Below are 19,668 nucleotides of genomic sequence, written 5' to 3'. Positions count from 1 at the left end.
CCACAAAGTGGACTAGACCAATCTGATTGTCAAGCAGCCCCATCCGAAAGTCGGGGCGGCGGAAACGGCAGAATGAGACGATCGGAACCAGGCGAAGCAGGAGCGTGTTGCAGTGAGCGTGTCGGTCGAGCAGAAGATCGCCGAAGAACTGGGCGTGCGCGAAGGACAGGTCAAGGCCGCCGTCGAGCTGCTCGACGGCGGGTCGACCGTGCCGTTCATCGCCCGTTACCGCAAGGAAGTCACCGGCATGCTCGACGACGCGCAGCTGCGCACGCTCGAAGAGCGGCTGCGCTACCTGCGGGAACTCGACGAGCGCCGGCTCGCCGTGCTCGAGTCCGTCCGCAGCCAGGGCAAGCTCGACGAGGCCCTGGAGGCCCAGATCCTCGCCGCGGACACGAAGTCCCGGCTCGAGGACATCTACCTCCCGTACAAGCCGAAGCGCCGCACGAAGGCGATGATCGCCCGCGAAGCCGGTCTCGAACCGCTGGCCGACGGCCTGCTGAACGACCCTTCGACGGATCCGCAGGCCGCGGCGGCGGTGTTCGTCGACGCCGACAAGGGTGTCGCGGACGCCCAAGCCGCCCTCGACGGTGCCCGCGCGATCCTCGTCGAGCGCTTCGCCGAGGATCCCGACCTGATCGGCGAGCTGCGCGAGAAGATGTGGGGTCAGGGCCACCTGGTGGCCAAGGTCCGCGCGGGCAAGGAGGAGGAAGGCGCGAAGTTCTCCGACTACTTCGACTTCTCCGAGCCCTACACCAAGCTCCCCTCGCACCGGATCCTCGCGATGCTGCGCGGCGAGAAGGAGGAGGTCCTCGACCTCACCATGTCGCCGGACGAGCCCACCGACGAGCCGCAGGTCGGGCCGACCGACTACGAGGCGCGCATCGCCGCGAAGTTCGGCATCACGCAGCAGGGACGTCCGGGCGACAAGTGGCTCGGCGACACCGTCCGCTGGGCCTGGCGCACCAAGATCCTCCTCCACCTGGGCATCGACCTGCGGATGCGGCTGCGCCAGGCGGCCGAGGACGACGCCGTGCGCGTGTTCGCCGCCAACCTGCGCGACCTGCTGCTGGCCGCGCCGGCCGGCACCCGCGCCACCATGGGCCTCGACCCGGGCTTCCGGACCGGCGTCAAGGTGGCGGTCGTGGACGCGACCGGCAAGGTCGTCGACACCCACGTCATCTACCCGCACCAGCCGGCGAACAAGTGGGACCAGTCGATCGCCGAGCTCGCGGCGCTGTGCGCGCGGCACAAGGTCGAGCTGATCTCGATCGGCAACGGGACGGCGTCGCGCGAGACCGACAAGCTCGCCATCGAGCTGATCAAGAAGCACCCGGAGCTGAAGCTGACGAAGGCGATCGTGTCCGAGGCGGGCGCGTCGGTGTACTCGGCGTCGGCGTTCGCTTCGGCGGAGCTGCCGAACATGGACGTCTCGCTGCGCGGCGCGGTGTCGATCGCCCGCCGGCTGCAGGACCCCCTGGCCGAGCTGGTGAAGATCGACCCGAAGTCGATCGGCGTCGGGCAGTACCAGCACGACCTGTCCGAGGTTTCGCTGTCGCGCTCGCTCGACGCGGTGGTCGAGGACTGCGTGAACGCGGTGGGCGTGGACGTCAACACGGCGTCGGCGCCGCTGCTGACCCGGGTTTCGGGCATCACGACGGGCCTGGCGGAGAACATCGTGTCCCACCGCGACACGAACGGGCCGTTCCGCTCCCGCATGGCGCTGAAGGAGGTCGCGCGGCTGGGCCCGAAGGCGTTCGAGCAGTGCGCGGGCTTCCTGCGCATCCCGGACGGCGACGACCCGCTCGACTCGTCGGCGGTCCACCCGGAGGCGTACCCGGTGGTCCGGCGGATCCTGTCGAAGACGGGCACGGACATCCGCGCGCTGATCGGCAACTCCCGGACGCTCTCGTCGCTGCGCCCCGGCGAGTTCGTGGACGAGACGTTCGGCCTCCCGACGGTGACGGACATCCTCTCGGAGCTGGACAAGCCGGGCCGCGACCCCCGCCCGGCGTTCAAGACGGCGACGTTCGCCGAGGGCGTGGACAAGATCGGCGACCTCAAGCCGGGCATGACGCTGGAGGGTGTCGTGACGAACGTGGCGGCGTTCGGCGCGTTCATCGACGTCGGCGTCCACCAGGACGGGCTGGCCCACGTTTCGGCGCTGTCGAAGAACTTCGTGAAGGACCCGCGGGAGGTCGTCAAGCCCGGGGACATCGTGAAGGTGAAGGTGCTGGACGTCGACGTGCCGCGCAAGCGGATCTCGCTGACGCTGCGCCTGGACGACGAGCCGGGCGCCGGATCTTCCCGCGGCGGCGGCGAGCGCCGGGACCGCGGCCAGGGCGGCGGCGGTCAGGGCGGCGGCCAGCGCCGCGGCGGTGGCGGCGGGGGCGGTCAGCGCGGCAGCAGCGGCGGTGGCGGCGGCCGGGACCGCGGCGGGAACACGAGCGGCTCGATGGCCGACGCGCTCCGGCGGGCCGGGTTCGGCAAGTAGCTCTCCGGTGAAGGCGGGCCACCAGCGGGTGGGCCCGCCTTCACCGCGTTCAGGGCGACCGCAGCGCGAACAGGCCCACGGCGAACAGCACCACCGGCACCACCGCGGCCGCGGCGCTGATCAGCCAGGTGCCCCCGCGCCACCCCACCGGCGACGCGTCCAGAACCAGCCGCCGCACCAACGCCGCCTCCACGACCGCCGTCAGCAGAAAACCCAGTCCCACGCTGAAGATCGCCGCCGCCCCGACGAACAGCAGCCCGGAAGTCGACGCGGCGGCCAAGGGCACCGCGACCTCCCAGCGCACCACCCCCGCGGCCGCCGCGAGCAGCGCCAGCAGCAGCACGAACACCACCAGGAAGCCGATCCGCGCCGGCATCGGGTGGGGGCCGCGCGCGAAGAGCCAGAAGCCCGCGTCGAGCCCCGCCACGACGACCGCCAGCACCACGAGACCTGCACGGAACGTCAGCACCCGATCACTCTAGCGGCGAACAGAACCTCGCCTCCACGCTTCCCAGCTCACCGAAGTCCGCCACCACGTGGCTGCCCGCGCGGATCGGGCAGGGCGGGGTGGCCGTTCCCGTCGTCACGATGTCGCCCGGGCAAAGCGTCCGGCCGTGGCGGGGCAGCTCCATCGCCAGCCAGTGCAGTGCCAGGCGTGGGTCGCCCAGCACCAGGCTGCCGCTGCCGCGGGAGAACTCCTCACCGTCGGCGTGGAGGACCACCTGGCAGCGGGGCAGGTCGACGGTGCGCCAGCCCGGCACCGGGCGGCCCTCGACGAACCGGCCCGAGCACGCCGCGTCGGCCAGCAGTTGCGGGCCGCCCGCGTGGCGGTGGTCGGTGTAGCGGCTGTCCGGCAGCTCGATCGCCAGGAACATCGTGTCGACCGCGTCGAGCACCGCGGTCAGCGACGGCGACAGACCCGGGTCGGCCTTGAGCCGGAAGGCGAACTCGGGTTCGGCGACGCCCATGGTCATGGTGTCCGCCGGTACCGGGGCACCCTCGACCTGGTGGAACCGTTCGAACATCGCGCCCGCCAGCGGCCCGGGGACGCCGAGGTACTGGCGGGCGTACACGGTGGTCGCGCCGATCTTCCAGCCGGACACCGGCCCGGCCAGCTCGGCGAGCGCCGCCTGCGCCGCCATGCCGTCGGCCAGGTCGCCCGGGCGGGCGTCGTCCGGGAGACCCTCCAGCCGCTTGCCGGTCAGCCACGCGTCCCAGATCAGCTCCGCCGCCCGCTCTCGGTTCACGTCCGAGATCTTGCCAACCGGAACACCGGGTGTCGATCGGCTTCCGCGGCGAACGCTTCGGCCGGGTCGCCCGGCTTCGCGTCGAAGAACGGCGCCGTCACCGGAAGCTTGCGGACGTACGCGCGCAGCACCGGGCCCGCCGTCGCGGCGTCGGCCTCCTCGACCTCCCACGTCTGCCGCGTGTCGCCGCGCCACAGCCGGGCGGTCGCGTCGGCGCGCAGGTTGTGCACCCAGCCGACCCGCCCGTACGGCGACACGAGCCAGCGGTCGCCAGCGGCTTCGACGACGTTGACCGGGGTGGTGCGGTCGGCGCCGGAGCGCCGCCCGCGCGTGGTCAGCAGCCACCCGGTGCTCCCGGCGATCGGGATGCCGCGTTTCAGGCCCGCGGTCACCAGGACGTTCACCGCTTTCCGCATGACACCCAGCCGGTACTCCCGCGCCATCACGGGTGCATGGCGTAGACCCCGGAAAGCGCCCGCACCCGCGCCCACACGTTCTCGAACCGCCCGGCGTCCACCACCGGCTTGCGCAGCGCCGCCAGGGCGATCGCCTGCTGGGCCTCGGTCGAGCTCGCCTTGCCGTTGAGGTCCACCGCCGCGACGCTGAAGTCCTGCACCAGCACCGCGAAGATCTGGTCGGTGACCTCGTCGTCCAAGCCGGTGATGCGGGCCTGCTCCAGGACGAGCTGGCCGTAGACGATCAGCGTGAACAGCTCGGTCAGCGCGAGCCCGAAGTCGAGGTCGGCCTGCTGCGCCTCGTCCGGCGCCGCCTCGGTGAGCAGCTTGACCAGGAAGCCGGCCTGTTCGGTGAACAGCGCGACGTTCGGGATGTGGCCGGCTTCGGCGTAGGCGGTCTTCCAGTCGTGGAACCGGACCTTGGACAGGCCGCGCGCCGGGCCCTGGCGGAAGAGGAATTCGTCGTCCACGGCGTCGGTGCGCGTCGGCACCGGCGCGTACTCCTGCGGCGCGAACAGGTAGTTCGGCATGAACTTCGCGATCAGCGCCAGGTTGACGGCCACCGTGCCCTCGAGCTTCGGCAAGCCGTCGATGTCGTTCTTGGACATCGCCAGGTAGGTGTCGGCCTCGAACCCCTTGGCCGCGACGACGTCGGCGACCAGGCCGATCACCTTCTGCGCCTCGGTGGTGACCTTCATCTTGGTGATCGGGTTGAACAGCAGGTAGCGGCGGTCGTCCGGGTGCGCGCTGCGGAAGTAGTCCACGGCTCGGTCGGAGAACAGCTTCATCGCGGTCAGCCGCGCGTAGGCCTCGACGAACTCACGGCGGACGTGCGGGAAGTCCGTCACCGGCTTGCCGTACAGGACGCGGTTGTGCGCGTGCGTGATGGCTTCGTACAGCGAGTGCGTCGCCATGCCGATGCCGCCGAAGCAGAGGTTGAACTTGCCGATGTTGACCGTGTTCAGCGCGGCGCTGAACGCCTCGGCGCCGACGTGCAGGATGTCCTCGGCGTGCACCGGGTAGTCCTCGAGCCGGAACTCGGCGACGTACATCTGCGACGGCACGACGTTCTTCACGACGTGGTAGTTCGGGTGCCCGGAGTCGGCGTAGAAGAAGACGTACTGGTCAGGGCCCTCGACGCCGTCGATGCGGCCGAACACCGACACCGTGCGCGCGCAGTTGCCGTTGCCGATGTAGTACTTCGAGCCGTTCGCGCGGTAGCCGTCGCCGTCCTTCGTCAGCACCAGGTCGGAGGAGTAGATGTCGGCGCCGTGGTCCTTTTCGGACAGTCCGAAGGCGCCGACGCCGCCGGCGTCCAGCGCGTCGGCCGCGCGCTTGCGGGCGACGTCGTTGCCGCTCTGCCACACCGGGCCGAGGCCGAGGATGGTGACCTGCCACGGGTACCAGTAGTTGAGGCCGTAGAACCCGAGGATTTCCGAGAGCGCGGCGACGCGGCTGGTGTCCCAGCGCTTGTCCGGGTGGCCTTCGGCGTTCGCGGCCGGGGTCAGGAAGGTCGAGAACAGGCCTTCCTTGCCCGCGAACTCGAGGAAGTCCGCGTAGAAGGTGCGGGCGTGGTAGTCCTCGGTCAGCTTCGCCTTGCCGCGCTGCTCGAACCAGTCGATGGTCGCCCGGAGCAGGCGGCGCGTTTCCGCGTCGAAGCAGGCCGGATCGTACTCGTGCGGGTTCAGCAGCATGGGTGGTCCTCCTCGATTACCGACCGGTAACTTAGCAAGGCCGCGCGAGTGCGGGCAATCTCACTGGGAGTAGGTCACTCGCGTTGGGTACACTGATCATGCGGGCCGCTCAGTTCTGCCTCGGCCCGCTGCTGTTGTCGACTACCACGCGCCGCGGCCGTTGACCGGTCTGCGCCGGGCAGGACAACCCTTCTCAGATGATGGAGACCAGGGCGTTCGTACGCCCGCATGCACTTATGAGCACTTTTGCCGAACTCGGCCTGCCCACCCCGCTCGTGGCCGCGCTGGCCACGCAGGGCGTCACCGAGCCCTTCCCCATCCAGGCGGCGACCCTGCCGCACACCCTCGCCGGCCGTGACGTCCTCGGCCGCGGCCGGACCGGCTCCGGCAAGACCTACGGTTTCGTGCTGCCCCTGCTGGCCCGCCTCGCCGCGGGTCCGACGCGGCGCAAGCCGGGCCGTCCCCGCGCGCTGATCCTGGCGCCGACGCGCGAGCTCGCGACGCAGATCGAGGCGTCGATCCTGCCGCTGGCCAAGCCGCTGGGACTGAAGACGACGACCATCTTCGGCGGCGTCAGCGCGAACCCGCAGATCACCCGGCTGCGTGACGGCGTCGACATCGTCGTCGCCTGCCCCGGCCGGCTCGCCGACCACATGCGCTCCGGGCACGTGAAGCTCGACGCCATCGAGATCACCGTCCTCGACGAGGCCGACCACATGGCCGACCTGGGCTTCCTGCCCGAGGTGCGGCGGATCATGGACCAGACGCCGTCGCGCGGGCAGCGGATGCTCTTCTCCGCGACGCTGGACAACGGCGTCGACGTGCTGGTCAAGCGCTTCATGAACGACCCGATCACGCACAGCGTCGACTCGGCGCAGTCGCCGGTGTCGACGATGGAGCACCACGTCCTGCACCTGGAGGAGACCCACCGGCTGCCGGTGCTGGTCGACCTGACCGCGGCGCCGGGCCGCACGCTGGTGTTCACGCGGACCAAGAGCCGCGCGAAGGCGCTCACCCGCAAGCTGGTGGCGTCGGGCGTCCCGGCGGTGGAGCTGCACGGCAACCTGGGCCAGAACGCCCGCACGCGCAACCTCGAGGCGTTCTCTTCCGGCACCGCGAAGACGCTGGTCGCGACCGACATCGCGGCGCGCGGCATCCACGTCGACGACGTCCGGCTGGTCATCCACGCGGACCCGCCGGTGGAGCACAAGGCGTACCTGCACCGCTCCGGCCGCACGGCGCGCGCCGGGGCGTCGGGCACGGTGGTGACGCTGATGACCGACGCGCAGGTCCGCGACGTGCGCGACCTCACCCGCAAAGCGGGCATCAAGCCGACGACGACCCAGCTCGGCCCGGGTCACCCGCTGCTGGCGGAGCTGGCCCCGGGCGAGCGCACGTTCTCGAAGGCCCCGGCGGTCGACAACCGGCCGAAGAAGGTGTCCGCCACGGGCGCGGCACCGGGCGGCGGCGGTCGCGGGCGTCGTGGCGCACCGGCCACGCCGAAGGAGAACCGCGGCGGGCAGCGGTCGCGGGCGAACGGGCAGCCGCGGCGGGACGAGCAGCAGCCGCGTGCGGCGGCCTCGGGCCGGGGCGGTTCGGGAGGCAACCGCCGGTCCGGCGGCGCGACCAAGGCGGCGGGCACCGGCCGATCGGCAGCCCCGGCGACCGGTGGCCGCCGGAGCGGTGGCGCGGCCGCGTTTTCGGCCGGCACCCGGGCGGCAGCCCGCCGGCCGCGCTGAACACAGCAGGACGAGGACCGGGCCGGGGCGAGTGACCGGCCCGGAACGGCCGGCATGACCGGCTAAGCGCAACCCACGGAGACCGGATGGGTCAGGATCTGCCCCGTCCGGTCTTCGGTCTTTCCCACCCTGTCAATGCCGCGCCACTCCTGGACGACCAGGTACAACGTGTCCTCGCTGAGCGCGCACGCGAAGCAGCCCCGGTCGAACGTCAGCTGCTCCAGCACCTCGCCGCCTTCCCGGACCCGGGTGCACGACCGGTGCGGCACGTCCGACACCCACACCGCGCCCGAGGCGTCGAGCGCGATGCCGTCCGGCACCCCTTCGCCGAGGTCCGCCCACACGCGGCGGTCCGTCAGGCCGCCGTCCGGGAGCACCGAGAACGCCGTCAGCCGGTTCGCGTACGACTCGGCCACGATCAGCGTCGAGCCGTCCGGGGTCAGGGCCATGCCGTTGCCGAACGCGATGTCGTCCGCCACCCGGCGGACCGAGCCGTCCGGGCCGGCGAACAAGATCGCCCCCGGCCGGTAGGGCTCTCCGGCCATCAGGTCGAAGCCACCCCCGTTGACGTAGCAGCCTCCGGCACCGGTCACCACCACCTCGTTGAACCCGGTACCACCCAGCTCGGCGTGCGTGGACAGGCCGGACTCCGAGAGCCGCAGCAGAAGACCGTCCGACGAAGACACGATCAGCGGCTGCCCGCCGAGGAAGTCGAAACACATCGGCATCGTCGGGAAGTCCGCGCGGAACACGACCTCGCGCTCCCCCGCCGGCGAGACGGCCACGATCTCGTGGGTCAGCCAGTCGGCGAACCAGAGCCGCCCGTCGTGCCAGCGCGGGGACTCGCCGAACGCGACTGCCTCGAGCAACACCGCCGTCATCGCCACACCCCCAGCAGAACCGCCACCACGGCGATCTTCGCCAGGAAGTCACCCGCGTGCAACGCCGCGAGGCGGACCGGCACCCGCTCGTGCAGCACCGATCCCGCGAGGATCACCACCGGGAAGCCCGCCCAGAGCAGCAGCGCGAGGCCGAGGGCGCCGGGCACGCCGTCCACGCCGACGGCCCCGACCAGCAGCGCGAACGCCACCACCAGCGCCACCGTCCGCGCGAACTCCGCGCCCATCCGCCACGGGGACGGCCGGGCCACGGCGCCCGCCGGGCTCAGGCGCGCCCAGACCGGCCCGAAGGCCAGGTACCACGCCGAACTCACCACGAACGCCGCCACCGACGTCACCAGTACCGCGATCACCATCGCTCGCTCCTTCGCTCGCCACAACCGCTTGCGAAGGGGACGTCGACACCGCGGAACCGGCTTCGACATCCGGGCGGAAACTTCTAGAGCGACGAGGTGAGCCCGCGCGCCCGCAGCACCGCGCGCTCCAGGGGGCGGAACACCAGCAGCTCGATCCCCACGCCGACCAGCAGGATCAGGAAGATCGCCGCGATCACCGTCTCCATGCTGTTGAACGACGATCCCTGGTTCAGGTACGCGCCGAGGCCGATGCCGAGCTGGGGGGACAGCGCGATCAGTTCCGCCGCCATCAGCGAGCGCCACGAGAACGCCCAGCCCTGCTTGAGCCCGGCGAGGAAGCCCGGCAGCGCCGCCGGCAGCAGGATGTGGCGGGCCGATGACAGCCGGTTCGCGCCCATCACCTGGCCCACGCGCGGGAGGATCGGGGGGATCTGGTCGATGCCGGACACCAGGCCGTTCGCGATCGACGGCACCGAGCCGAGCAGCACCACGAAGTAGATCGCCGCGTCGTTGATCCCGAACCACAGGATCGCCGCCGGCACCCACGCCACCGACGGGAGGCTCTGCAGCCCCGTCAGCAGCGGGCCGATCGCCGCGCGCACCACGCGGACCTTCGCCACCACCAGGCCCAGCGGGGTGCCGATGAGCACGCCGGCGAGGAAGCCGAGCGCCGCGCGGTGCACCGACGTCCAGACGAAGCCGAACACCTTGCCGTCGACGACGATGCTCCGGAACTCGCCCCACACCGCGGCCGGCGACGGCAGCTGCGACTCCGGCCAGAAGGCGGCGGCCCAGAGGATCTGCCAGACGACGACGAGCACGACGACCGCGCCCAGCGGAGGCAGGAATCCCCAGGCGAACCGCTTCCAGAAGCCCGGGCGGCGGTCGCCGAGGGGGGCGTCGAGCGAATCCAGTCCGGCGCCGACCGCGTCGAGGTCGGCACCCCCTTCGGGGGTCCCCAGGGGGGCGGAGCTCCCCTGGGCGGGGGTCTGGGGGTTCGACCCCCAGGCAGCCGAGTCAAGCTGCGGCATGGGTGCTGATCACCTCACGCAGGTGCCCGGTGATTTCCTCGGTCAGCTCCGCGGCGTCGGCCAGCGGCACGTCCGCCCACTCGCGCACGACCCGGCCGGGCCGCGACGACAGCAGCACCACGCGCTGGCCGAGCCGGACCGCCTCGCGCACGTCGTGCGTCACGAACAGCACGGACGTGCCCGTGCTCCGGTAGACGCGCAGCAGCTCGCCCTGCAGGACGTCGCGGGTGATGGCGTCGAGCGCGGCGAACGGCTCGTCCATCAGCAGGAGCGACTGCTCCGGGTCGCCACCGACGCGCAGCGTCGCGGCCAGCGCCCGGGCCAGCGCGACGCGCTGCCGCATCCCGCCGGACAGTTCGTGCGGCCGCTTGCCGCCCGCTCCGTTCAGCCGCACCAGGTCCAGCAGCTCGGCGGCCTTTTCGCGGCGCTCGGCCCGGCCGAACCCGGCCAGCCGCAGCGGCAGCTCGACGTTGCGCGCCGCGGTCAGCCACGGCATCAGCGCGGCCTCCTGGAACATGACCGCCGGCCGGGAGGTGTTCAGCGTGATCTCCCCCGCCGACGGCGCGTCCAGCCCGGCGACCAGGTTCAGCAGCGTGCTCTTGCCGCAGCCGGACGCGCCGAGCAGGCAGACGAACTCGCCGGGCGCGACCGTCAGGTCCACGCCGTCGAGCGCGACGACCGCGCGGCCGGCGGTGCCGAACGTCTTGCGCACGCCGTCGAGACGCACCGCGGTCGCGCCGGTGAAACTGGCCCGGCCGGTGGGGAGGGTCGTAGTCATCGCTGGCTGCCTCTCCGGACTCTCTTTGTTCGGGGGCTCCGGGTGGGCGGAGCCCCGGTTTCACTTGGTCAGTTCGGGGGCTTCGACGGCCGGCAGGTTCCGGGCCTTCAGCACCTCGTTCAGCGGGCCGAAGTCGGCGAAGCCCTTCAGCGCCACCGCCGACTTCACCACGCCGGCCGTGACCGAGTCCTGCGCGAGCTGCGGGAATTCGGCGGCGACGGGGTCGGTGGCCAGCTCGATGCCGGAGAAGGCACGGTCCAGGACCGCTGCGCTCAGGGTACTGCCGGCCAGCTCCTTGAGCGCGCCGTTGACCACGGTCTTCGCCTCCGCCGGGTTGGTCTTGGCCCAGTCGATGGCGGCGAGCTCGCCCTTGAGCAGGGCGCGGACGGTGTCCGGGTGCTGCTGCAGGAACTCGCTGCGCACGATGACGACGGTGGTCGGGAAGCGGCCACCCGGCCACAGCGTCTTCTCGTCGACCAGGACCTTCGCGCCGGCGTCGAGGACCAGCCGGGACGCCCACGGCTCGGGCAGCCAGCCGCCGTCGACCTCGCCCTTCTTGAAGGCGTCGAGCGTCTTGGGGTTGTCGAGGTTGGTGATCTTGACCTGGTCGGTCAGCTGCTTGCCGGCGAGGAACTTCTTGAGCGCGACGTCCTGGGTGTTGGCCAGCTGCGGCGTGGCGATGTTCTTGCCCTTGAGCTGGTCCACGCTCGTGATGTCGGGCTTGACGACCAGCTGCGCGCCGCCCGAGACGGCGCCGGAGACCAGCTGGATGGCGCCCTTGGACTTCGTGAAGGCGTTGATCGCCGGGCCGGAGCCGATGAAGGCGACGTCGAGGGAGCCGCCGAGCAGGGCGTTGACCTCTTCCGGGCCGGCGTTGAAGGTCTGGGTGGTGAGCTTGGTGGAGCCGAGCTCGGTCTTGAAGAAGTCCTTTTTGACGCCGATCAGCGCGGGAGCGTGCGTGACGTTCGGGAAGAAGCCGACCCGGACCTCGCCGGCGGCCCCCTGGTTCGCGGCCGGTGCGGTGCTGCTGTCGGCGCGCGAACAGCCTCCCAGTACGCCCACGACGGTCAGGGCGGCCAGCGCCGAGGCCAGGGTTCTCCGAGGGGTGCGCACGTCAGCATCGCCTTTCGTCGGTGTCGGGGCGAGGTTCGCACGGTCACCCACTCAGGCGCATAGCCATCCGCATCCCGGGAATCCTGGTGAGATTTCTTGACATCGGCGGCCGCGGCGCTTAGGGCCGCGGGAGAAAATCGCCAAACCGGGCAACCGCTCGCGTCACCCGGACGTGGTACAGGGTGGACCACGGATTCGGGAGGAAGACATGACGAGCAAGGGCCAGGGAGCCGCCGGCGTCCGCGTGGCGCTGGTCGTGTTGTTCATCGGTATGGGCCAGGCGTCGTTCGAGTGGCTCAGGTCACTGGGCATGGACGCACTGACGAGCATGGTGGTGTGGGCGATCCCGGTCGTCACGGCCGCGGCGGTGACGCTCGTGCTGTGGGTGGCCTCGGACCGCGCCTTCACGCTGCGCAACTGGCTGCCGGTGGCGATTTCGATCCCGGTGTACCTCGGCGGAGCATTCGGCTTGGCGACGGCCACGGCGAGTTTGGTGGCGTCGATCGTCAGCGGTGTGGGGCTGGGGGTGGCTGCGGTGGCTGTTGCTGGGGTGGTGCGGTCGCGGCGGCGGGTCTCGGCTGGTCAGTAGGGGTTTCTGCTTCGGTTGTCCACAGGGCGGTGGGGCTGTGGACAACCTGGCGGCAGGGCGGGCTTTTCGGACTTTTCGCCGGGGGTGGGCGATAGACTGGTCCTGGGACGCCCCCCTGGGAGTGGCGGGGGCTGCTGGCGTGGCGGGGGCTGCTGGAGTGGCGGAGGCTGCTGGCGTGGCGGAGGCTGCTGGAGCAGCCAGGCACTGCCAGAGCGGCGAGGCTGCTGGAGCGGCGAGGACTGCCGGAGCGGCCAGGCAACTGCCGGAGCAGGGGGGACCACCAGAGCAGCGGGAGCTGTTGGAGTGGCCAGGCACTGCCGGAGCGGCGGGGCTGCCGGAGCAGCGGGGGCTGCTCAACCATCAGCGGCGCAGCAGAAGTGACACGTCGCCGAACTCATGCCACAAGTACCGCTCCTCCACCGCCGCCTCATACGCCTTCTGGACCACCTCCGCCCCCGCCACCGCCTCCAGCAGCAACAAGTGCGATGCCTCCGGGGCGTGCAGCCCCGTCACGATCCCGTCCACCACCCGGGCCGGGCGGTCCGGGCCCAGCACCAGCTCCGTCCAGCCCTCGGCCGCGCGAACCCGACCCGCCGAGGCCGCCGATTCCAGTGCGCGGGCCGCCGTCGTACCCACCGCTACCACCCGGCCTCCGCGTTCCCGGACCCACGAGACCAACGCTGCCGTCGTCGGCGGGACTCGGTACCTCTCCGCCTGGGGTGGCTCCGCCGCCTCCGGGGACGACACTCCGGTGTGCAGCAGCAGCGGGGCGAACAGCACCCCGTCCGTCACCAAGCCGGTCACCAGCTCCGGCGTGAACGGCCGCGCCGCCGAGGGCATCTCCGCGCTGCCCGGCTCGCGGGCGAACACCGTCTGGTAGTCCGAAAGCGGCCACGCCCGGGGGACGTACCCGTAGCGGATCGGCCGGCCCGCCGCCGCGAGCAGCGCGCGGACCTCGATCGACGCCGTCGCGCGCCACAGCCTCGCTGTGCCCGGGACCGCCGGGGCCAGCAACGTCAGCGAGGCGTCACCGGCCAGGGCGAGGCGCTCGCCCGGACGACCGTCGAGCAAAGGGCCGTCCGGTGCTCGCAGCTCGACGACCCAGGATCCGTCGTCGAGCCGTGTCGCGAAATGGACCACGACCGGGCGGCCGTTCCGGCGCGCGTCGACCGCCGCCGGGAGCGTCCCCGACGTGTTCACCACCAGCAGGTCGCCCGGGCGAAGGTGCTCCCCCAAGCCGGTGAACGCCGTGTGGTGGACGCCCGCCGGGGACGCGACCAGCAGGCGGACCTCGTCGCGGGACAGGCCGCGGGCCTCCGGCGGGGCCGATGCCGACAGCTCCGCGGGCAGGTCGAACCGGATGTTCACGCCGTCACCAGCAGGTCGGCCGCGCGGTAACGGCCACTCGGCGGACGCTCGTCGAGCACCCTCAGGAACGCCGGGACGGCCGTCTCCGGCAGCGGCCGGTCCGAGATGTCCTCGCCGGGGAACGCGCGCTGGTGCATCGCCGTGCGCAGGTCGCCCGGGTCGATCGCGTACACGGACAGGTCGGGGTGTTCCACGCCCAGGACGGCGGTCACCTGATCGAGTGCCGCCTTCGCGGAGCCGTAGCCGCCCCAGCCTTCGTACGCCTCGACAGCGGCGTCGGAACTGATGTCGATCACGACGCCGCGCGCCGCGGTCAACGCGGGCAGCAGGAGCTGCGTCAGCGCAAGAGGCGCGAAGACGTTGACGCGGTAGACGTCCTCCAGGTCCGCCACCGGGTAGCGCGCCAGGGGCGGCAGCGGGCTGACGCCGAGGGCGCTGGCGTTGTTGACGAGCAGGTCGAGTTCGGGACAGGCGTCGGCGAGCGCGGCGCGGTGGGCCGGGTCGGTGACGTCGCCGGGGACGGCCGTGAAGCCGGCCTCGCCGGCCGCCGAAGCCAGTGCGGCCGGGTCGCGGCCGTCGCCGATGACCGTCCACCTGCGACGTACCAGGGCGGCCGCGAGCGCGCGGCCCAGCCCGGCGGAAGCGCCGGTGACGAGTGCGGTGGGCATGGTTCCTCCTTCGAGGGTGACCACCCCATCGTGAAACCTCTACATTACTTGAGGTCAACCGAAGAGCGACCGCGCAGCAGGAAATACGCTGCCAGCGAAACGACCAGGCCGACGTAGTACGCGAGGTCCGCGCCGTGCAGCGCCGCGGCGACCGGTCCGGTGTAGAGGGTCGTGTTCATGAACGGCACCGCGGCGCCGAACCCCACCAGGAAGGCCACCACCGCCGCCCAAGGGCGCACGGAAACCGACGCCAGGACGTCCACGCGCCGGCCGCCGCGGGTGCGCGCGAGCCAGTCCGGGACGACCACGCCGAGGAACGGCGGGATCCAGTAGCTCACGAACAGCAGCACGTTCTGGAACTTCGCCGAGAGGTCGCCGCTGTGCATCCAGAGGATCAGCGCGAACGCGAGGACGGTGACGACCACCGCCGACACCGGGCGCCGCAGCCGGACGCCGACCGTCTGCAACGCGAGCGAGCCGCTGTAGTCGTTCATCGCGTTCGACGACACCGCCGCCAGCGCGATCACGGCCAGCGCCAGCGCGCCCAGGAACCCGCCGCCGAGCAGCTGAGCGACGCCCGCCGCCGTCTGGTCGCCCAGCGAAGACCCCAACGCGAGACCGAGGCCTTCGCCGATCGCGTACGAGACGACGAGACCGAGCAGCGTCGCCCAGAAGACCGCCCGTGACGAAGCCGAGACGGGCAGGTAGCGGCTGAAGTCCGACGCGTACGGCGCCCAGGAGATCGCCAGCGACAACGTGATCGTCGTGAACAGGACGACGCCGCCCGCCAGGCCGGCGCCGGAAGCGGTGCCGGCGCCGGCGATCGGGTGTCCGGAAAGGACCTTCACGGCGAGCGCGGCGAACGCGAGCAGCAGCAGCACGCTCATCACCGCCTGCACGCGGTGGATCAGCGCGTACCCGAACACGCCGAGCGCGCACTGCAGCACCAGCACGATCAGCACCGCCGCCCAGAACGGCAGCCCGGTCAGCTCGGCCAGCGCCTCGCCGCCGAAGAGGCCGACCAGCGCGTCCCAGGCGATCGAGCCGAGCCACTGCACCAGGCCGGGCAGCACGACGCCGCCGCCGAACGGCAGCCGGGCGAGCGGCAGCTGGCCGGTGCCGGTGCGCGGGCCCCACGTCGACAGGTACGCCACCGGCAGCGACCCGAGCACGGTGCCGGCGAGCATCGCGGCCAAGCCGGTCCAGAACCCGAGGCCGAGCGACGCCGCGAGGGTGCCGGTGAACACCGCCGTCATCGTCAGGTTCGGCGCGAACCACACGCTGAACAGCCGCCACGGGCGCCCGAACCGGTTGTCCTCCGGCACCGGCGCGATGCCGTGGGTTTCGATCGCCAGGTCGCGCCCGCCGGCAGGCATCCGCCCGCCGAAGACGTCGGCGTCCAGACCGTGTCCGCTCATGTTCCGCCTCTCATCGCCGATCACCCTAAAGCGCAGCCGCGTGGTGTAACGCGACGGCCCGAACGGGCGAATCACGGTTAGCCGTTGCCGGACTGCTCCACCGCACCGCCAAGACGCACCGGGAGGGTCGCGAAGTGCAGCACCCGCGGACGTCGGCGATGACCGGGCTGCTGGCCGCCGGCTGCGCGCTCGGCGTGGTCGCGCTGACGCTCAAAGCCGGCGAAGGCTCCCACTCGGCGCGCGACACCGCACTCAGCACCACGACCGGGTTCCTCTTCCTGCTCGCGGGCGCGGTCGCGCACGTGCGGCGCCCGGCCAACCCGATCGGCGTGCTCATCGCGCTCGTCGGCGTCGCCCTGTTCCTCGAAGACCTGCAGTTCGCGCAGAACCCGGTGCTGTACACGATCGCCGTGCCGCTGCGCGCCGCGTCCAGCCCGGTCATCGCGCACCTGGTGCTCGCCTTCCCGCACGGCAGGCTCCGCTCGCGGTGGGAACGGCTGCTGGTGGCCGCGGCCTACCTGGTGGTGCTCGGCTCGGGCGTGGTCGGGCTGCTGGTCGACGACGACCCGCGCGACCTGCTGGCGCTCTGGCCGGGCAGCGGCGCCCTCGCCGACCGCGCCCTGGAGCCGGCCGCGACGGCGGTCAGCGCGGGCGTGGTCGTCGTGCTGCTCTACCGGTGGCTGACCGGGCGGCTGCCGCAGCGGCGGCTGCTGTCGCCGGTGGTGGTCATCGCCCTGGCCGGCGCGCTGACGTCGGGGGCGGGCACGGCGCTCGGCGACGCGCACCCGCTGTCCGGCCCGCTGCTGCAGGCGTACCGGATCCTGTTCTGCCTGTGGCCGCTGGCGTTCCTGGCCGGGGTGATGCGGGCCCGGGTCGGCAACGCGGAAATGGTCCGGCTGCTGCTGGAGCGCGACGGCACCGGGCTGGCCGCGCTGGTGCAGGACGACGAGGTGTGGAAGGACAGCCGGTCGATCGACGCGCTCAACGCGGCCGCCGGGCTGGTGCTGGACAACCAGCGGCTCACCGCCGAGCTGGAGCAGCGCCTGGCCGAGGTGCGCGCGTCGCGGGCGCGGCTGGTGGCGGCCGGGGACGAGGAGCGCCGCCGGCTCGAGCGCGACCTGCACGACGGCGCCCAGCAGCGGCTGGTCAGCGTCGTGCTGCTGCTGCGGATGGCCGGCCGCCGCTCCGGCGCGGAGCTGCCGCCGGAGATCCGGGCCCTGCTCACCGGCGCGGTCGACGAGCTGCAGACGGCGATCACCGAGCTGCGCGAGCTGGCCCGCGGCATCCGCCCCGCAATCCTCACCGAAGCGGGCGTGGTCGCGGCGGTCCGGTCGCTGGCCGACCGCATCCCGATGGAGGTGGCCCTGACGGTCGGCACGGTGCCGCGCCTGGACGCGGCGGTGGAGGCGACGGCGTACTTCGTGACGTCGGAGGCGCTGACGAACGCGCTGAAGCACGCGCGGACCGACCGCGCCGACGTGCGGATCGAGGTGGCGGGCGCGGAGCTGCGGGTCGAGGTGACGGACGCGGGCGTCGGCGGCGCGGATCCGGAGGGTGGCTCGGGACTGGCCGGGCTGCGGGACCGGGTGCAGGCGCTGGGCGGGGAGCTCGACGTCGCCAGCGGGCCCGGGGGCACCGCGGTGACCGCGGTCATCCCGCTGGCAGGCTGAGGGGCCGATCCCGCGGCACGCGGCGCCCGGAATCCGAAAAGGGCCCCCTCGCCGAGACCGGCGAGGGGGCCCTTCATCGAAGCCAGCCGACTAGACGAGCAGCAGGAACAGCAGCCCGTTGGGCACACCGAGGCCGGTCACGTCGTCGTAGCCGGGGGTGGTGTGGATGGTCAGGCCCTGGTAGTCCAGCGTGCGGACCGAGTGGAGCAGGCCCGCCGAGGCGTCGACCGAGTTCGCGTAGTCCACGCGGGCCACCGCGGCGTCCACGTGCTTCACGTCGGAGATCGCCGGCGTGCGGGACGTCAGCTTGTAGATCACCGGGTTGATGAAGCCGTGGTGGAAGTGGTCGAAGCTGTCGGCCACCGCCATGATGCCGGCGAACACCGGCGACGCGAGGCTCGTGCCGCCGATCCGGTACTGGTCGTAGTGCGCACCCTCCGGGAAGGTCTGCGTCTGGCCGACCAGGAAGCCGGTGTTCGGGTCGCCGACCGCGGAGATGTCCGGGACGACGCGGCCCTTCTTGTTGCCGGTCTGGTTCTTCTTCGCCAGCGCGTCCGGGACGACACCCTTCTGGTAGAAGGGCTGCTCGAACAGGCGGCTCGTGCCGCCGCCGGAACCGCTGGTGTAGTTGGCCGGGCCGTAGACGCCGTTGGTCAGCACCGACTTGCTGGTCTCCCAGCCGCTCTCGAAGATCTTCTTGCCGTCCTTGCCGATGGCGATGGACGTGCCGCCGACCGCGGTGATCCACGGCGCGGAGGCGGAGAAGTCCGGCGACGGCGTGCCGAGGCGCGCGACCTCGTCACCGTTGTCGCCCGAGGAGAAGTACACGCCGATGCCCTCGAGGACCGCCTGCAGCGAGATCTGGTTGAACACCTTGACCTCGTCGGCCGGGATGTCCTCGCCGGTGTCGCCGTAGGAGTTCGACACGATGTCGGCCTTGTGGCCGGCGACCACGTAGTTCAGCGCCTCGTCGAGCGAGTTGTCCTGGCAGTCGGAGCCGCCGACGTACAGGATGTCCGCGCCCGGCGCGAGACCGTGGGCGGCCTCGACGTCGAGGGTCTCCTCGCCGTACCAGCCCGCCGCGTCGCACTGGTCCGCCGGCTCGAGGACCGGGTTGACCGGGAAGACGTGCTGCGAGAACTGGCTCTGCTTCAGCGGGTGCTGCGGGTCGTTCTTCTTCGCGTACGTGCTCGCGTCCGAGTAGATGGTCGGCGAGGCGAACGCGTCCACGATGGCGATCGTCGTGCCCTTGCCGTCGGCGCCGAGCTTGTCGATGCCGTAGGCCGAGCGCAGCTGCGACGGGGTGTAGCCGCAGGGGGCGTACGGCAGCTGCTTGCCGTTGTACGCGGGATCGGTGGTGTCGATCTTCTCGCCGTAGTAGGCGCTGCACGGCGGCGCGTTGCGGAACCCGGGCCCGGGCGCGACGTCCGACGGCGTGCCGGAGCCGGTCGCGTGGTCCGGTTTGAACAGGTTGGTCGCCTGGTCGACACCGACGACGCCGAGCACGTCACCGGCCAGGTTCGCCGGCACCGACAGGTTCTTGTCGGCGGCGCGCAGCGTCTGGCCCTTGACCCGGTACTTGCCGAGGTCGACGGCGAACGCCTTTTCCGTCTGGTCCGCGGTGCCGGTGGCTTCGACGTACGCGCGGTTCGACGGGATCTCGCCGATGCTGAAGCCGTTGCCGGTCAGCCACGCCTTGACGGCGCCGACGGTCGCGTCACTGGCCGCGAAGCGGTCGCGCACCTGGTCGGGGCTGAGGTACTGGCGGTAGGTCTTGCTGTCCGGGTCGGACACGGCCTGGGCCAGCGCCTCGGCACCGGCGTTGTCGCGCTGGTTCAGGTAAACCCGGAAGCTCAGCTTCGCGGCGGGCGCCGTGTCGGCGACCTTCGCCTGCGCGTTCGCCCACAACGGGTGCGACTGCGGAATGTCCTGACGCCCCTGCGCGGACGCCGTCGCCGGCAGGGTGCCGGTCAGGCCACCCACCACCGCGAGCGAAAGGAGCAGGGTGGAGCTTCTTCGCACAGAAATCTCCCTCTTCGAAAGCGGCCCCAGAAATCGGGCCTTGGAACACCGGCTGAGACTAGATCGGTGTTCCGCTCGCGGGGAAGTGCTTGCGGAACCGTTATCTGGCCGGGAATTCGCCTGCCGT

Annotated in this window: 17 protein-coding genes; 4 read left to right on the top strand and 13 right to left on the bottom strand. The window is 71.8% G+C overall.

Annotation, left to right across the window (positions count from 1 at the left end; genetic code table 11):
• Window positions 1–112: 112 nt before the first annotated feature.
• Window positions 113–2,494: a Tex family protein gene (locus ISP_RS08380; protein WP_013223450.1), complete on the top strand. Its 2,382-nt coding sequence runs from the start codon at window positions 113–115 to the stop codon at window positions 2,492–2,494.
• A gap of 49 nt (window positions 2,495–2,543) precedes the next feature.
• Here ISP_RS08380 and ISP_RS08375 read toward each other — a convergent pair whose 3' ends face one another.
• Genes ISP_RS08375 through ISP_RS08360 form a run of 4 tightly spaced genes read right to left on the bottom strand, consistent with a single transcriptional unit; the run spans window position 2,544 to window position 5,890 of the window.
• Window positions 2,544–2,963, bottom strand: a complete 420-nt coding sequence (locus ISP_RS08375) for a hypothetical protein (protein WP_013223449.1) — start codon at window positions 2,961–2,963, stop codon at window positions 2,544–2,546.
• Window positions 2,964–2,967: 4 nt separating this feature from the next.
• Window positions 2,968–3,741: a 2-keto-4-pentenoate hydratase gene (locus tag ISP_RS08370; protein ID WP_013223448.1), complete on the bottom strand. Its 774-nt coding sequence runs from the start codon at window positions 3,739–3,741 to the stop codon at window positions 2,968–2,970.
• On the bottom strand, window positions 3,738–4,184 hold the full coding sequence (locus ISP_RS08365) for a nitroreductase family deazaflavin-dependent oxidoreductase (RefSeq protein WP_014466682.1): 447 nt from the start codon (window positions 4,182–4,184) through the stop codon (window positions 3,738–3,740). The genes ISP_RS08370 and ISP_RS08365 overlap by 4 nt, the downstream gene beginning before the upstream one ends.
• A complete protein-coding gene (locus ISP_RS08360) occupies window positions 4,184–5,890 on the bottom strand; it encodes an acyl-CoA dehydrogenase (RefSeq protein ID WP_013223446.1) in 1,707 nt (568 codons plus the stop codon). The genes ISP_RS08365 and ISP_RS08360 overlap by 1 nt, the downstream gene beginning before the upstream one ends.
• 236 nt (window positions 5,891–6,126) lie before the next feature.
• Here ISP_RS08360 and ISP_RS08355 point away from each other — a divergent pair, with 236 nt between their 5' ends.
• On the top strand, window positions 6,127–7,629 hold the full coding sequence (locus ISP_RS08355; RefSeq protein WP_013223445.1) for a DEAD/DEAH box helicase: 1,503 nt from the start codon (window positions 6,127–6,129) through the stop codon (window positions 7,627–7,629).
• A 62-nt stretch (window positions 7,630–7,691) separates the two neighbouring features.
• Here ISP_RS08355 and ISP_RS08350 read toward each other — a convergent pair whose 3' ends face one another.
• The 5 genes from ISP_RS08350 to ISP_RS08330 all read right to left on the bottom strand — a co-directional run bounded on the left by ISP_RS08350 (window position 7,692) and on the right by ISP_RS08330 (window position 11,806).
• On the bottom strand, window positions 7,692–8,510 hold the full coding sequence (locus ISP_RS08350) for an SMP-30/gluconolactonase/LRE family protein (protein WP_230468740.1): 819 nt from the start codon (window positions 8,508–8,510) through the stop codon (window positions 7,692–7,694).
• On the bottom strand, window positions 8,507–8,884 hold the full coding sequence (locus ISP_RS08345) for a DUF1761 domain-containing protein (RefSeq protein WP_013223443.1): 378 nt from the start codon (window positions 8,882–8,884) through the stop codon (window positions 8,507–8,509). Before ISP_RS08345 ends, ISP_RS08350 begins: the two co-directional genes overlap by 4 nt.
• Before the next feature lie 83 nt (window positions 8,885–8,967).
• Window positions 8,968–9,915 (bottom strand): ABC transporter permease, encoded by a 948-nt coding sequence (locus ISP_RS08340; RefSeq protein WP_013223442.1) that lies wholly within the window; start codon window positions 9,913–9,915, stop codon window positions 8,968–8,970.
• Complete coding sequence (locus ISP_RS08335) at window positions 9,902–10,693, bottom strand: ABC transporter ATP-binding protein (protein WP_013223441.1); 792 nt, start codon at window positions 10,691–10,693, stop codon at window positions 9,902–9,904. The genes ISP_RS08340 and ISP_RS08335 overlap by 14 nt, the downstream gene beginning before the upstream one ends.
• Window positions 10,694–10,753: 60 nt before the next feature.
• Complete coding sequence (locus tag ISP_RS08330; protein WP_013223440.1) at window positions 10,754–11,806, bottom strand: ABC transporter substrate-binding protein; 1,053 nt, start codon at window positions 11,804–11,806, stop codon at window positions 10,754–10,756.
• A 208-nt stretch (window positions 11,807–12,014) separates the two neighbouring features.
• On the opposite strand from ISP_RS08330, the gene ISP_RS08325 reads away from it, so the two are divergent.
• Window positions 12,015–12,395 carry a hypothetical protein gene (locus tag ISP_RS08325; protein WP_013223439.1) on the top strand — a complete coding sequence of 127 codons (381 nt, stop codon included), beginning with the start codon at window positions 12,015–12,017 and terminating at the stop codon, window positions 12,393–12,395.
• A 360-nt stretch (window positions 12,396–12,755) separates the two neighbouring features.
• Here ISP_RS08325 and ISP_RS08320 read toward each other — a convergent pair whose 3' ends face one another.
• The 3 genes from ISP_RS08320 to ISP_RS08310 are packed head-to-tail and all read right to left on the bottom strand — an operon-like array spanning window position 12,756 to window position 15,849.
• Window positions 12,756–13,763: an S-adenosylmethionine:tRNA ribosyltransferase-isomerase gene (locus ISP_RS08320; protein WP_013223438.1), complete on the bottom strand. Its 1,008-nt coding sequence runs from the start codon at window positions 13,761–13,763 to the stop codon at window positions 12,756–12,758.
• Window positions 13,760–14,431: an SDR family NAD(P)-dependent oxidoreductase gene (locus tag ISP_RS08315; RefSeq protein WP_014466681.1), complete on the bottom strand. Its 672-nt coding sequence runs from the start codon at window positions 14,429–14,431 to the stop codon at window positions 13,760–13,762. The genes ISP_RS08320 and ISP_RS08315 overlap by 4 nt, the downstream gene beginning before the upstream one ends.
• Window positions 14,432–14,475: 44 nt before the next feature.
• Window positions 14,476–15,849, bottom strand: a complete 1,374-nt coding sequence (locus ISP_RS08310) for a purine-cytosine permease family protein (protein WP_013223436.1) — start codon at window positions 15,847–15,849, stop codon at window positions 14,476–14,478.
• Between the two features lie 134 nt (window positions 15,850–15,983).
• Between ISP_RS08310 and ISP_RS08305 the strand changes: the two genes are divergently transcribed.
• Window positions 15,984–17,519 carry a sensor histidine kinase gene (locus ISP_RS08305; protein WP_013223435.1) on the top strand — a complete coding sequence of 512 codons (1,536 nt, stop codon included), beginning with the start codon at window positions 15,984–15,986 and terminating at the stop codon, window positions 17,517–17,519.
• A 90-nt stretch (window positions 17,520–17,609) separates the two neighbouring features.
• Here the strand turns inward: ISP_RS08305 and ISP_RS08300 are convergent, their stop codons facing one another.
• Window positions 17,610–19,541 carry a S53 family peptidase gene (locus ISP_RS08300; protein ID WP_013223434.1) on the bottom strand — a complete coding sequence of 644 codons (1,932 nt, stop codon included), beginning with the start codon at window positions 19,539–19,541 and terminating at the stop codon, window positions 17,610–17,612.
• Between the last annotated feature and the right edge of the window lie 127 nt (window positions 19,542–19,668).

The organism is Amycolatopsis mediterranei (assembly GCF_026017845.1).
Classification (GTDB): Bacteria; Actinomycetota; Actinomycetes; order Mycobacteriales; family Pseudonocardiaceae; genus Amycolatopsis; species Amycolatopsis mediterranei.
The sequence above is the reverse complement of the archived record's forward strand: the minus strand, read 5'-3'. Positions and strand labels throughout refer to the sequence as shown.

Excerpts from the sequence above, each read along its gene's own strand:
- ISP_RS08365 (WP_014466682.1), bottom strand. The coding sequence starts at position 4,184 with ATGGCGCGGGAGTACCGGCTGGGTGTCATGCGGAAAGCGGTGAACGTC.
- ISP_RS08360 (WP_013223446.1), bottom strand. The coding sequence starts at position 5,890 with ATGCTGCTGAACCCGCACGAGTACGATCCGGCCTGCTTCGACGCGGAA.
- ISP_RS08355 (WP_013223445.1), top strand. The coding sequence starts at position 6,127 with ATGAGCACTTTTGCCGAACTCGGCCTGCCCACCCCGCTCGTGGCCGCG.
- ISP_RS08350 (WP_230468740.1), bottom strand. The coding sequence starts at position 8,510 with ATGACGGCGGTGTTGCTCGAGGCAGTCGCGTTCGGCGAGTCCCCGCGC.
- ISP_RS08345 (WP_013223443.1), bottom strand. The coding sequence starts at position 8,884 with ATGGTGATCGCGGTACTGGTGACGTCGGTGGCGGCGTTCGTGGTGAGT.
- ISP_RS08340 (WP_013223442.1), bottom strand. The coding sequence starts at position 9,915 with ATGCCGCAGCTTGACTCGGCTGCCTGGGGGTCGAACCCCCAGACCCCC.
- ISP_RS08335 (WP_013223441.1), bottom strand. The coding sequence starts at position 10,693 with ATGACTACGACCCTCCCCACCGGCCGGGCCAGTTTCACCGGCGCGACC.
- ISP_RS08325 (WP_013223439.1), top strand. The coding sequence starts at position 12,015 with ATGACGAGCAAGGGCCAGGGAGCCGCCGGCGTCCGCGTGGCGCTGGTC.
- ISP_RS08315 (WP_014466681.1), bottom strand. The coding sequence starts at position 14,431 with ATGCCCACCGCACTCGTCACCGGCGCTTCCGCCGGGCTGGGCCGCGCG.
- ISP_RS08310 (WP_013223436.1), bottom strand. The coding sequence starts at position 15,849 with ATGAGCGGACACGGTCTGGACGCCGACGTCTTCGGCGGGCGGATGCCT.